The sequence below is a fragment of the Bacillus sp. ms-22 genome (assembly GCF_009759805.1).
GTDB classification, from domain to species: Bacteria; Bacillota; Bacilli; order Bacillales; family Bacillaceae; genus Bacillus; species Bacillus xiamenensis.
The window spans coordinates 3,524,790-3,538,151 of the sequence record NZ_CP046653.1 but is presented as its reverse complement, the minus strand read 5'-3'; the positions used below and the strand labels follow the sequence as shown (position 1 = coordinate 3,538,151).

The 13,362-nt window shown below is 42.2% G+C and carries 14 protein-coding genes; 10 read left to right on the top strand and 4 right to left on the bottom strand.

The genetic code is table 11. The features are described from left to right. Positions 1-121: 121 nt before the first annotated feature. The 5 genes from GPA07_RS18110 to GPA07_RS18095 all read left to right on the top strand — a co-directional run bounded on the left by GPA07_RS18110 (position 122) and on the right by GPA07_RS18095 (position 4,196). A complete protein-coding gene (locus tag GPA07_RS18110; RefSeq protein ID WP_008358218.1) occupies positions 122-952 on the top strand; it encodes a YitT family protein in 831 nt (276 codons plus the stop codon). Positions 953-1,645: 693 nt separating this feature from the next. Beyond that, positions 1,646-1,963, top strand: a complete 318-nt coding sequence (locus GPA07_RS18105; RefSeq protein WP_157293106.1) for a PadR family transcriptional regulator — start codon at positions 1,646-1,648, stop codon at positions 1,961-1,963. After that, on the top strand, positions 1,956-2,543 hold the full coding sequence (locus GPA07_RS18100) for a DUF1700 domain-containing protein (RefSeq protein ID WP_008358221.1): 588 nt from the start codon (positions 1,956-1,958) through the stop codon (positions 2,541-2,543). The genes GPA07_RS18105 and GPA07_RS18100 overlap by 8 nt, the downstream gene beginning before the upstream one ends. Further along, the gene (locus tag GPA07_RS18700) at positions 2,540-2,701 is read left to right on the top strand and encodes a hypothetical protein (RefSeq protein ID WP_008358222.1); all 162 of its coding nucleotides are present in this window, start codon (positions 2,540-2,542) and stop codon (positions 2,699-2,701) included. Before GPA07_RS18100 ends, GPA07_RS18700 begins: the two co-directional genes overlap by 4 nt. 142 nt (positions 2,702-2,843) lie before the next feature. Beyond that, a complete protein-coding gene (locus GPA07_RS18095) occupies positions 2,844-4,196 on the top strand; it encodes an IS1182 family transposase (protein WP_157292061.1) in 1,353 nt (450 codons plus the stop codon). 101 nt (positions 4,197-4,297) lie between these two features. On the opposite strand, the gene GPA07_RS18090 is transcribed toward GPA07_RS18095, so the two are convergent. Next, entirely contained in the window at positions 4,298-5,515 is a 1,218-nt protein-coding gene (locus GPA07_RS18090) for a multidrug effflux MFS transporter (protein ID WP_071168167.1), read from the bottom strand. Between the two features lie 212 nt (positions 5,516-5,727). Between GPA07_RS18090 and GPA07_RS18085 the strand changes: the two genes are divergently transcribed. Beyond that, positions 5,728-6,264 carry a GNAT family N-acetyltransferase gene (locus GPA07_RS18085; RefSeq protein WP_157293105.1) on the top strand — a complete coding sequence of 179 codons (537 nt, stop codon included), beginning with the start codon at positions 5,728-5,730 and terminating at the stop codon, positions 6,262-6,264. A gap of 57 nt (positions 6,265-6,321) precedes the next feature. Here the strand turns inward: GPA07_RS18085 and GPA07_RS18080 are convergent, their stop codons facing one another. Next, complete coding sequence (locus GPA07_RS18080; protein ID WP_157293104.1) at positions 6,322-6,528, bottom strand: hypothetical protein; 207 nt, start codon at positions 6,526-6,528, stop codon at positions 6,322-6,324. A 114-nt stretch (positions 6,529-6,642) separates the two neighbouring features. On the opposite strand from GPA07_RS18080, the gene GPA07_RS18075 reads away from it, so the two are divergent. Continuing rightward, on the top strand, positions 6,643-7,179 hold the full coding sequence (locus GPA07_RS18075; protein WP_008358226.1) for a ribonuclease FAU-1 family protein: 537 nt from the start codon (positions 6,643-6,645) through the stop codon (positions 7,177-7,179). A 36-nt stretch (positions 7,180-7,215) separates the two neighbouring features. Here the strand turns inward: GPA07_RS18075 and GPA07_RS18070 are convergent, their stop codons facing one another. Then, positions 7,216-8,847 (bottom strand): S8 family peptidase, encoded by a 1,632-nt coding sequence (locus tag GPA07_RS18070; protein WP_157293103.1) that lies wholly within the window; start codon positions 8,845-8,847, stop codon positions 7,216-7,218. Positions 8,848-9,016: 169 nt separating this feature from the next. Here GPA07_RS18070 and GPA07_RS18065 point away from each other — a divergent pair, with 169 nt between their 5' ends. From GPA07_RS18065 to GPA07_RS18055, 3 genes are all read left to right on the top strand, one after another. Then, the gene (locus tag GPA07_RS18065) at positions 9,017-10,501 is read left to right on the top strand and encodes an amidase (RefSeq protein WP_198303830.1); all 1,485 of its coding nucleotides are present in this window, start codon (positions 9,017-9,019) and stop codon (positions 10,499-10,501) included. Positions 10,502-10,546: 45 nt separating this feature from the next. Continuing rightward, the gene (locus GPA07_RS18060) at positions 10,547-11,110 is read left to right on the top strand and encodes a TetR/AcrR family transcriptional regulator (protein WP_157293101.1); all 564 of its coding nucleotides are present in this window, start codon (positions 10,547-10,549) and stop codon (positions 11,108-11,110) included. Positions 11,111-11,190: 80 nt separating this feature from the next. Then, entirely contained in the window at positions 11,191-12,213 is a 1,023-nt protein-coding gene (locus GPA07_RS18055) for a quercetin 2,3-dioxygenase (protein ID WP_008358230.1), read from the top strand. A gap of 454 nt (positions 12,214-12,667) precedes the next feature. On the opposite strand, the gene GPA07_RS18050 is transcribed toward GPA07_RS18055, so the two are convergent. Further along, positions 12,668-13,105 carry a MarR family winged helix-turn-helix transcriptional regulator gene (locus GPA07_RS18050; protein WP_008358231.1) on the bottom strand — a complete coding sequence of 146 codons (438 nt, stop codon included), beginning with the start codon at positions 13,103-13,105 and terminating at the stop codon, positions 12,668-12,670. Positions 13,106-13,362 lie beyond the last annotated feature (257 nt).

Below are 13,362 nucleotides of genomic sequence, written 5' to 3'. Positions count from 1 at the left end.
GGTTCATTTCAGAAAGCTTCATCAAAAGGCGCCGTCTTTTGATTTTATGTTGTCCAACGACTGTCTTCTTTCGTGCAGAAAGAGGGTTTTTTATATGCTTAAAAAAGGAGGAAAGAAGAAATTGAAAAAATGTGTGAAAGATATTGCGATGATTCTAGTCGGTTCTTTTTTATTCGCTGCAGCAGTAAACATGTTTGTCATTCCGCTTGAATTTGGTGAAGGCGGTGTAACAGGGCTGTCCATCATTTTTTATTATTTGTTTGAGATTGCACCGTGGCTGACGAACCTTGTGTTGAATGCGATCTTATTACTTGTGGGGTATAAATACTTGGACAAGAAGACCACGATCTACACAGTGGTAGCTGTCGCAAGTAACTCCCTATTTTTACACTTGACCACTACATGGGTGGTACATGTACATGAATTGATCATTGGTGCTATTTTCGCGGGAATCATTATCGGAATTGGAATTGGTCTTGTATTAAGAGTAGGCGGAACAACGGCGGGTTCCGCTATTCTTGGGCGAATGGCCAACAAATATTTAGACTGGAACGTGAGCTATGCCATCTTGTTCTTTGATCTAATCGTTGTCTTTGCTTCCTATTTTATTATTGGTGCGGAAAAATTAATGTTTACGATTGTGATGCTGTATGTGGCGACTAAGGTGATGGATTTCGTCATAGAAGGGCTCAATACGAAAAAGGCGGTCACGATTATTTCTTCATGTAAAGATGATATTGCGGAAGAAATCAACCACACCCTTGACCGAGGCGTGACGATCTTAAATGGACGCGGTCATTATTCAAAGGAATCAAAGGAAATTCTTTATGCAGTCATTCAAAAACAAGAGCTTATGCGTCTAAAGAAAATTATTAAGAAAATTGATCGAGATGCATTCGTTGTTGTCCATGACGTGCGGGATGTGTTTGGAGAAGGATTTGTGAATATATAAAAAGTAAAAAAAGACACATCCACTATAAAGTGGGGGTGTCTTTTCATATGTCGAGTGATCTTATGTTTAAGTGACTATTTTTTTAGGGTATCCTCTTTCTTCTCGTTACTTTTCAGAACGAAAAAGCGTATACACTCAGCAATGGCCGCTCCCACCACAAACAGGATGATGGGTGTAATGGTAAAAGGTTGTTTGAAGATGAACAAATACACGGTATAACATAAAGTTAATGTAATAACTAACGTGAGGTAATTGCTCAACGCTCTATTCAAGATCATCACTCCTCTTTTTTAAGGTCTACAACTAGCCGGTATTGGTTGAGTTGAAAAGAATTTTCCACTTCCAGCCGTTCTCATCACTTTTTTTCGAGTTGAGTTTTCGTAAAACTTAGTATGATTAAAATAAGGATAAGCCATGTTGAATTCACTTTTTAATTCCATGCAATTCAACATATCCCTTTAAAATAAAGAGAATAAATTGGTTTTTTCCTAATTTATTAATATTCGTTCTTGTTTATGTTTGTTGTCTACAATAGACACACGCTAGATTTATCTTGATCAGGTGAAGCCTTGAAAAAAGAGATACTTCCTGCATGAAACTTTATAGGTATGTTGCGTGTGAGAAGTTGGGAAAGATACCTCTTGTCACATCATACTATGTAATGTATAGTATAAATGGTTAGGAGTTGTAAACATGAATGCACAACTAAAAAAAGGCTTATTGGAGTTTTGTGTACTGGCGGTATTAAAGAAAGGCGATTCCTATGGTTATCAAATCATTAAAGATATATCTCATTGTATTGAGATGTCCGAGTCGACATTATATCCGATATTAAAGCGGTTAGAACAAAACAATTATGTGGAGACCTATTCACAAGAACATAACAGCCGGTTAAGAAAATACTACCGGATGACAAAAAGCGGACGGGAGCATATCGCGCAATTTTTAGATGAATGGGACCAGGTGATGGCGATTTACGACTTTATTTCTGGAGGACAGAGCAATGAATAAAAAAGAGTTCCTAAGCAGCTTAGAGAAGCATCTGCATCGTCTGGGCGAAAAAGAAAGTGAGCGGTTTATCGAATATTACGATGAAATGATCGAGGATTATCAGGAAGATGGGTACAGTGAACAGGAAGCGGTTCATCAAGTAGGGCAGCCTGCAATCATTGCTGAAGGCATTATGAAGGAACAAGGAATGAAAACCGTAGAAGTGCCTACATTTGGAGAAAAGGCGACGAGGTTCTCGATCCTCATTTTAGGCTTTCCTTTATGGGGAAGTATTCTAGCTGCAGTGATCCTGCTTATTCTTTCTGTGTACATGGTGATTTGGTGCATTCCCCTTGTGACGGGTGCATTGACGCTGTCTGGCCTGCTTGGAGGATGTTGGAGCATCATTGGTACTCCGTTTATCTATCAGGACGGTTTGCATGTGGCGGTGACGCAGTTTGGGCTTGGTATTCTTCTTTTAGGTGTAGGGTTATTATGCGGTATTGCCACAGTGTATTTAACAAAGCTATTCACGCACATGACGGTCCAAACCAGTAAGGCATTTATGGGGATGTTTAGAAAGAAGGTCGTGAGAATATGAAGGTGAATGACTTAAAGAAAAAATGCATCACATGGGGCATCATTTTCACCATTGTAGGTGGTTTTGTAGCCGCTCTTGGTTTTGGTTTATCAGGCTTTGACTTAGATGCATATCATACAAACGATCAGTCCAACGTTTTCCGCACCATTAATTGGTAGCTTGCCATCACGAAGCCAAAAAAACCCGCTTATGCGGGTCCAGGCTGTCGAGAAAATCTCGACAGCTTTAATTTTTTCCTTAAAGTTTCCATCCCCTCATTTTATAATAGAGAAAAGCCCACTAAAGGAAGGTGTTTTTCTCATGTTCCACACTAGAAATTCTTCTCAGCACGAAGCCGAATTTGTATTACTAGATCAACTGGTCGAAGAGGATCACCTGCTTCGTAAAATTGATCAGTACATTGATTTTTCATTTATCGTAGATAAAGTAAGACCGTATTATAGCGAGAATAAAGGTCGCCCTTCTCTTGATCCACTTATTTTGTTCAAAATGATGTTTATCGGATACCTGTACGGTATCCGTTCTGAAAGACAACTTGAAAAAGAAATTTACTATAACATGGCGTATAGATGGTTTTTAGGTTTGAACATCAATGACCCCGTTCCTCATCACTCGACCATTAGCTGGAATCGTCGTACTCGATTCAAAGATACAACGATTTTTCAAGACATTTTCGACGAGATCGTGCTTCAAGCTATCAATCATGATATGGTAGGAGGCCGCGTTCTTTTTACTGATTCAACTCATCTTAAAGCCAATGCCAATAAACATAAATATACGAGAAAAACGATTGAACAAGATACCCAGAACTATATAAATGATTTAGAAGAAGCGATCCAAGAAGATCGGATGGCACACGGAAAAAAGCCCTTAAAGGTAAAAGAGGAGGTGAAAACGGAAAAAGACATTCGTCAAAGTAAGACTGATCCTGAAAGTGGCTATCTTTATCGTGAAAACAAGCCAGAAGGCTTTTTCTACCTAGACCACCGTACAACAGATATGAAGTACAATATCATCACTGATGCTCATGTCACACCAGGTAATGTCCACGATTCTGTACCATATCTTGAACGACTGGATCACCAAATCGCACGATTTGGTTTTCAAGTAGAAGCTGTTGCCCTTGATTCTGGTTATTTGACAACCCCAATCTGTAAAGGTTTATCCGATCGACGTATTTTTGGTGTTATCGCACATAGACGCTTTCATCCAACAAGAGGATTATTTGAGAAGTGGAAATTTCAGTATGACTCTGAACACGATCACTACATATGCCCGAATGGTGAAAAGCTTTCATATACCACAACTGATCGAAAAGGCTATAGGTTCTACAAATCAGATCCCAAAAAATGTGCTTCGTGTCCTTTTCTTGAAAACTGTACAAGATCTAAAAATCATCAAAAGGTCATCTCAAGACATGTGTGGGAGGAACATAAAGAAAAGGTCAGACAAAATCGTCTGTCTCCCGCTGGAAAAGAGCTATACAAAAAAAGAAAAGAAAAAATAGAGCGAAGCTTTGCAGATTCAAAACAACTGCATGGGCTTCGCTACTGCCGGTTGAGGGGAAAACAAAATGTGAGTGAGCAAGTGCTTCTCACAGCTGCCTGTCAGAACATGAAGAAGATTGCCACACACCTAGCGAAGTTAGGCTAGGTGTGTGGGAGGCCTTTTTCATTCAATCTTATCCATCATACTTACGCTGAAAATAAAAAAGATTGTAGAAAAACATGAGTTTCTCTACAATCTGAACCCGCTTATGCGGGTCTTTTTTTCGCTCGGGCTACAAAGAAGATATAACAGCAAAGTGCGCCAACATCACAGAGCATAATAATCAGCCCCATTGGAAAGGCAGTCTGGCTTCCGGCGAGTCCGACAAGAGGTGTCATGCATGCGCCTAAAAGCATTTGCGCTACACCGATGAGGGCGGCCGCACTTCCAGCATGCGCACCATGATGCTGCATGGCAAGGGAGGGAGCAGAAGTACCGACAATCCCAACGCTTGACACCACAAAAAACAATGGGATGAGAATGCCATACATCCCTGCATCAATAGAGATCATCAAAAACAAGGTGACGCCCCCTAAAGCAGCTGTCAGTAATCCAATGCGAAGGACTTTCTCCTCACCAATTTTCGCAGCGACTCGAGCAAATACTTGTCCAGCTGTGATAATCCCAAGACTATTGATTGCAAAGGCAGCGCTGAAGCCTTGAGGAGAAAGGTTGAAAATCTCCTGCAGTACAAACGGTGATCCAGAGATATACGCAAACATGGCGGCGAAGACAAGACCTTGTGAGAGAGCATAGCCAACAAAGAGTCGATCACTCGCTAGAATTTTCATCGCACCGATAATCTGTTGAAAGCCTCCAGTTTGTCTGCGTTCCACAGGTAAGCTTTCTTTCAGTGAAAACATTGATCTTAGGAGCATCAATGCCCCAAGGATTCCTAGTAGAACAAACACACCCTGCCATGTTGTGAATCGTAAAATTTGTCCGCCCACGATAGGTGCGGCTGCCGGGGCAACCCCGTTGACTAACATGAGCAGAGCAAAGAACTTCGTCATCTCTGATCCTTCATAATGATCTCGCACGATGGCTCTTGCGATGACAATGCCAGCTGAACCAGCGAGCCCTTGAATCAGTCTTAAAAGAATGAATGTCCAAATGGATGTGACCACTGTACATAAAAGAGAGGCCGCAATAAAAATGATTAATCCGATCATCAGCGGCTTTCTTCTGCCGACCGTATCACTGATTGGGCCGGCAATCAGCTGCCCAAGCGCCAGTCCAATCAAACAAGCCATGAGACTTAACTGAGACAGCGCCGTGCTGGCTTCAAAATCCCGCGCGATATTAGGTAAAGCAGGTAAATACATATCCATTGCCAGCGGTGCAAGGGCTGTTAAAGAGCCAAGCAGCGCGGCAAGGAGGAACCGATTTTTTTTCGATTCTTGGGGATAAGATAAAGTATTCATATAATGACCCTCCTCGTATATGTCCTCAAATCAGCATAATGAATACGTCGTTTCTTTTCAATGAAAAATGTCCAAATCGGATTTCGTGCAAAATGATTGATCTTTCGATTGAGACTCTTTACATTGAATGAGTAGAGATTGAAAACAAGATCATCGGCATGCAGTGATTGCATGATACGTATATCCTTCAATAGACAATAGGAGGTGCTGTTATGGAGCAGCAAGAGCTGATCATACGTGAAGCAGTGAGAGAAGATCATGAGGCGATTAGACACGTATTAATCAAATCATACGCACAGTATGAGCCTCAATTTACAGAGGAAGGCTGGCAAAATTATTCTGCGGCACTGCGAGCGGCTGTGGATAACCCAAACATGAAGCTTATGCTTGTGGCGGAGCTTGAGGGGAAGGTTGTGGGAACCCTTCAAATGTTTCGGTCATCTGAACAAGCGTATGACAAGCCTGAAATGGGCATTACTTCCGCAATTGTCCGGTTTTTAGGGGTAGATCCTGATGTGAGAGGAAAAGGAATCGCGGAGTCATTGTTACGTAAAAGTATTGAAATCACGCAATCGTGGGGCGAGAACGTCCTGTACCTTCATACATCGGATAAAATGCAGGCCGCCATTCGTTTATATGAAAGAATGGGCTTTGAGCGGGCACTTGATAAGGAATTTGTGAATCAAAATGGAACGCATGTAAAGAGCTATCAGTATGTGATCAAAAAAGAACAGCCGGCTGGCTCATAATACGCCGTATAAGAAAAGGAAGAGCATGTCCTGCATGGACGAGGCTCTTCCTTTTTCTCATGACACCCATACGTTCAGTACCATATACGATAAGCACCATGAGATTAAACCAAACATGACAAAAAATTTCAACACATGTTCATAAACGGTCAGCTTTCTTTCTCTTTTCGTTTTCACAAGCCGCCAGTAAAGGGCATAGCCGCAAAAAACCAACATGATTTGTCCAAGCTTTGCTACGGTTTCGATGATTGTGATCCCGTTCATTTATTTTCACCTCAGCATATGTCTTCCATCAACAGCAGCAGTTAACCTTTATTTCTTCAAAGGAAATCAGTGTATACTGGAATAAGAAGTAGATGCTGAAGGGGTTGTGACACATTGTTTCGGCTACATGCAGATTCTTGGGATGACGTAATCGAGAGAAAAATCAAATACGATGATGAGGTTGTGGAACATACTTGTCAGCTGTTAGACGCACAGGAGCAGCAAGTCGTCTTGTTTCATAAAATTCAAGACCCGTTTACAATGATTGCTGGTGATGGTGCTGTCACGATCCCAAAAGGGAGCTATACGACCGCCTATTATTGGACGGACCGGCCTTACAATGTATATTTTTGGAGAGATGATCAAGGCAATGAACTTGGCTCCTATTTGAATATCGTCAGAAATACGCAGTTCAAAGATCAGATGGTCATTTTTAACGATTTGATGATTGACCTTCTCGTTCTCCCAAATGGTGATGTCTTTGTTTTGGATGAAGAGGAATTGCCGGAGAGTTTAGCTTCTTTTGAAAATGGTTCGGTCCATCAAGCACTAAGTGATGTCATCGGTTCATTAGAGCGTATACTAGGTCGATTGAGATCAGATGCCGAAGGAAGATACCATCACACTTTGTTTGAACCGATTCTAAAATAAAAAAACGATTCCTTTAAGCGAGGAATCGTTTTTTTGTCAGACCTTGATACGATTTAACCGTTTTTGTAAATCGGTTTTCGTTTTAGATGCTTTGAGTTGTTTGACTGCACTTTGAGCTGTTGCTTTTGTTTTCTTTGTTCGTTTGGCTTCAGCTTTTTTTACTTTTTGTTTGGCATCTGTCACTTTCTTTTGATAAGCGACTTGTTTTTTGACTTTGTCGAGTCGGTTTTGCAGGCTTGTTTTTTCTTTGCCTTTGTTTAGCTTGTTAATGGCCGTTTGGGCGCTTTTAATGGAGCTCTGCGTTTTGTTTTTTTCAGCTGTTTTGACCTTTGCACGGGCGGAACGGATATCAATGTTTGCTTGGACTTTTTTCACCCGTTCTGTGAGTGCTGTTTTTTGTTTGCTTGCAGTGAGTCGGCCGATTCTCGTTTTGGCTTGATCGACATCTGCCTGTTTTTTAGATGTTTCAGCAGTCTTGACCGCACTGGTCGCAGCTTTTAAAAAGGTTGATTGGGGAACATATTGCACGCGGCCATAGCCGAATTGTGAATCTTTCCCTTTCGCGCCAAGATCCACTGTATAGCTGCGTAATAAGGTGCGAAGCTGTACATTTGTTTTCTTCGGATGCAGCTGTTTTAACAGCGCAAGCATCCCTGTGACATGCGGTACAGCTTGTGATGTACCCGTTGCATACCAATATTCATTTTTTAAATAGGTGCTGATGACGTTCTCGCCAGGGGCGGAAAATTCAATTTCTTTTCCTGTATTGGAAATCGACGCGAGTTTGTCTTTGTCAGTTGTTGCGGAAACGGCAATGACGCTACTGTAAGCGGCAGGGTAGCTAATCGCATTTTTCTTCCCATCATTTCCGCTGGCAGCGACCACCAGTAGTCCTTTTTTATATGCTTCATCAACTGCTGAATGCAAGATGGGGATATTATCTTCAAAGCCTAAGCTAAGGTTGATGATGTCCATCTTATTGCTAATCGCCCAATCAATGCCTCGTAGCAGGCTGTATAGGTCGCCTTCTCCTTTTTTATCTAACACTTTCACCGCATACAGCTTCACATCAGAAGCGACACCGACTGTACCATAATCATTATTGAGTGCCCCAATCGTGCCGGCGACATGAGTGCCATGTCCTTCATCATCTTTATATGAGGACGTGTAATCGACGAATGATTTACCGCCGGCGATCTTTAAATCTTCATGTGGGAAAATTCCAGTATCGAGGACGGCTACTTTGACATTTTTCCCTGTCACGCCTTCTTTGATCGCTTGCTTAATATTGAGCTTTTGCAGGTTGTAAGATTTTTGTACCAACACATCCTGACCAATGGCAGCAGCGGTTTTTTTCACGGTAGAAGAAGCGAGTTTGACCTTCACATTTTTTGAGACATAAGCGATGTTTGGGTCTTTTTTAAGTGAGGTGACAGCTTGTTCATTTGCTGTCACCGCTACAGCTGGAAGGTGTATGTACTGAGCGTTCACTTTTTCACTTTCTTGAATCGCAGTTTGTTTTCCTTTTTGATTTTTATAGACGATGATGACATCTGTTTCTTTTGGCGGTGCAGCTGCCTGCGAATGGAGGGGCAAAGCAGTTGTCAAAGCAAGAAGAAACGCGATGACCACGAATATATTCTTTTTCAAGGCAATGGCTCCTTGCATACGAGATGACCTCCGTCTGTTTTCCTCTATTATATCGGAGAAATGAGATAGATCGTTAGAAGAATTATAGTCTGGACAGAAAGTTTTTTGACAAGTATGTCGAAATTGAAATTCATAGAATTCTAGTAGACAATAGAGAGACATAATAAGAGAAAGAAGGACAATGCCGATGAACGTAAAAGAGTATATGACGTATGATGCGACGGGACTTGCAGCACTTGTACGGAAAAAAGAGGTCGCACCCGAAGAACTTGTACAAGCTGCATTTGCTAGATTAGAAGAAGTCAATCCAGCGCTAAATACGGTGATTCGGACGAGACAGGATCAAGTGTTAAAAGACATCCAGCCATTACAGCAGCATCAGCCATTTGCAGGTGTGCCATTTGTGCTGAAAAATATATCGCAAGGGCTGGCCAATGAACCGCTGACAGCAGGTGCTGCAGTGTTAAAGGAGGCTAGGGCGAAAACGGATTCCCATTTTGTTCATCGATTGAAGCAGGCGGGATTTCTCATGATCGGTCATACCAACACACCAGAATTCGGTTTGAGAAATGTGACTGAACCCGCCTTGTATGGTCCAACGAGAAACCCGTGGGATGCTGCGTATTCTCCGGGCGGTTCAAGCGGCGGGACGGCTGCAGCTGTGGCAAGTGGGATCGTACCTGCGGGGGGAGCGAGTGATGGCGGCGGGTCCATTCGTATCCCGGCATCGTTTACTGGTTTGTTTGGACTCAAGCCAACACGGGGGAGAACGCCAGTAGGTCCGGGTGCAGGTAGACAGTGGCAAGGAGCTTCCATTGACTTTACGCTCACAAAGACCGTTCGAGACAGTGCAGCACTTCTTGATCTGCTTCAGGTTATTCAGCCAGAAGCTGCTTTCCAAACCCCGTTATATGACGGCAGCTATCAGGAGGACCTTGTGAAACGCACATCTTCTATGCGAATTGCTTACAGTGTAGACTCTCCAGTTGGTACGCAGGTCAGTGAGGAAGCGAAGCAGGCGGTCTTAAAAACAGTGAAATGGCTGAGTGAACAAGGGCATCAACTAGAGGAAATGAAGCCGAACATTGATGGTGTCCATCTGATGCAGCAATATTACATCATGAACAGCGGAGAAATGTCTGCATTATTTACCTCATTAGCTCGCTCATTAGGGCGTTCTGTGAAGCCGGAGGAAACAGACATTGTGGCATGGGTGCTGGCGGAGGCTGGAAAGAATGTGACGGCTGCCGCTTATACAGAAAGTCTTGATGCATGGGATATGGCTGCTGCACAAATGGCCGCATTTCATCAAACCTACGATCTTTATGTGACACCAGCTACTGCCTATTCAGCTCCAAAGGTTGGTGAGCTTATGCATACCGATCAGGAAATAGCCGCACTGTTACGTGTGTCAGAGCTTTCAATGCAAGCACAGCAGGACTTGATTTATGAGATGTTCCTAAAGAGTTTGACCTACACCCCATTTACACAGCTTGCCAACCTCACCGGACAGCCATCTATGAGTGTTCCAGTTCATCTCACAGAGGCAGGCATGCCTTTAGGGGTTCAGGTGACAGCTCCAAAAGGAAAAGAGGACTGGCTGCTCAGACTGGCGTCAGAGATGGAATCATCCTCAATATGGAAAGGCACTCATCAATTACTGAATCAATAATACGGTGAAATCGCCGTTGGCCTATGGAGGAAAGGAGTGTCATACGTGAGTACGAAAGACAAAATCATTCAAACGGCCGCACTTCTTTTACGTAAACAGGGGTATCATGCGACAGGGTTGAATCAAATCATTAGAGAGAGCGGCACGCCGAAAGGATCTCTTTATTATTACTTTCCAAAAGGAAAAGAAGAGCTAGCCATCGCAGCCGTTGAATATATTAGTCAAAAGGTCATCAATCAAATTGAAGAAAGCTTTGCCTATTCAGATGACCCATATATCGCCATCGATCGCTTTATGACCAACATCATCAAGGGATTTGAGGAGAAAGAAAACGAAAGAGGCATTCCGATTGTCTTGCTGGCAGCTGAGTCAAAGCCTGAGCATACACAGCTTCATGCTGCATGCAAACAAGAAATGATCCGCTGGCAAGAGCTTGTCAAAGAAAAATTGATGAATAGCGGATATGAAGAAGCAAAGGCGGATGAACTGGCATCCCTTCTTCATTCAATGGTCATTGGTGGTTTATCGATGACCACTGCACTCAAACAAACGACACCTTTAGAGCACGTAAAATGCTACCTTAGACACTTATTTATGCGAGCAGAGTAAAATCTCTCGCATATTGTCTATCTATTATATCAATTGGTCTATATAATAAAGATAGTCAATTAGTCATGAGGAGTGATGGGATGTCGGAGCAACCACAATCGATCAAGCAATCCGAAGGTACCTTTTTTTATACCGTGTCTGGTTCAGGGGAGCTGTATGGGCTGGGAAATCAGCTTGTGCATGTGCTGGCAGAAGCAAATCAAACGAATCAACTGTTTGAGCTTGCCTTAATCACAGGCGGTAAAGGTGCTTACTTTCCCTTGCATTGTCACGAGGCATTGTTTGAAACCGTTTTTGTGCTGGAAGGTAAGCTTGAAGTGATGCTTGACGGTAAAAAATATATGGTGACCGCCTTCGATTATATTCATATTCCGCCCAAAACAATCCATGGCTACAGAATGCATAGTCACAAAACAAGGTTTATTTCATATACATTGGGCGGACAAATGACAGATGTCTATCAGCAAATTGGCAAGCGGGGTTTGCAGAATGAATGGCCGATGACCGATTATGCATTTGATGCAGACGCCTTTCAGCAGGCTGAAAAAGAGAACGATCTCATGCTGATGCATGGCATGAGAGAGCTGTCTAATACAACCAAGCCAGCCGTTTTGTTTCATAGTCAGCTCCCTCGCGCAGTGCAGCCCTATGTATTAGAGGCTGGTGAAGGGAAGCAATACATTGTCGAAGGTCAGCTTCATGAGCTGATTGCGACAACAGAAACAACAGGAGGCAGATTCAGTCATTTTGTGATTGAAGGGACAGAGGGAAAAGGTTTCCGGCCGCATTATCATCAAGTTCATACAGAAGCAATTTATTGTGTTGAAGGCAGAATGAATCTTCAGTTAAACGGAGAGGATATTTGCCTGATGCCGGGTGATTTTGCCTATATTCCTCCGAATACCGTTCACTCGTATGAATTAGTGTCTCATTCAAATAAATTTTTGATGTTGCTGCTCCCTGGGGATATTGATCAGGTGTATGAACAGTTTCAAGAAGCACAAAATCCAAGTATGTGTCCTTATTTTATACAGGAACAGAACCTGATGATCGATCGGGAGACATTCGCTCAGTATGATGTGTATTTTGTAGAAACAGAATAGTTGTATCACACGTTACATAGCTGTCATCAAAAGCCTGCCGAATGGATCGGCGGGCTTTTTCGTTTTTCCTTCTGTGACAGATCATCCTGATCATATGCATGATCCATCCATTCAAGGTGAAGCTATATAAAAGTTGACTTGAGTGAAAGGTGGAGATGCGTGTGAGAGCTGTCAGATAATGCCGCTCATGCGTATGACATATTCAACGAGAAACAGGATGATTGTATAAAGGTCACCTTAAAGCCATAAAAAGAAAGGCTTAGGAGCATTCCTAAGCCTCAGCGTGTAGACGTCAGTCCTGCGTGCCGGTGCTCACGAATCTTGAATTCGCTCCGCGCCGGTACTCGTCCTTCCTAGACTGCAAAGGTTTTCATGTCACGCTGAAAAGAAGACAAAGGGCTAAAATAAAGATCATTTTAGCCCTTTGTCAACAATCTAAGGCTTAGGAGCATTCCTAAGCCTTTAATGTGCGATCGTCCATCATTTTTTCAATTAATTCAAAAAATGTTTTTTTATCTTCTTCTGATAAATGGTTGAACAGTTGATTGACAAGTAGCTGGCGATTGTCGATCATTTGTTTGGCTATTTGTTCACCTGATTCAGAGAGTGTAATCCACACCGTACGGCGGTCATTGTTATTTCTAGAGCGGATAATCAGCCCTTCATCTTCTAAGTGGTTGAGAGCGGTTGTTGTTGCAGAGGGAGATAATGAAACTTCCTGCAGAATATTTTTCACAGTACATGATTGATGGCGGTAGATGATGCGTAAAATAAACCCTTTGATATTCGTGACGTTTTTCGGAATGTTCTTTTCATCTATTCGTTTCGTCGCCTTTAAATACTTTGTCAGTGCATGGTCTAACAAACTGGCCTCTAGCTCGAAATGTTGCATTCTCCATACCTCTTTTCCTATTGCATTCGCATTTTCCGATCAGTTACTAGGTCTATCTTATCATAATAATCACCATCATTTAAACCAAAATGGAAGTCGAATATAAAATTACCTATATTATCAATTAACAAAAATAATAATTCTAAAATGAAATGATTTTACTTTCGTCTTTTTTTATTTTAGAATGTGAATGAGATAAAATCTTCCAATCCAATTCTATGGAAATTGGCTATTGGAAATCAAACGTTTGGAGATGA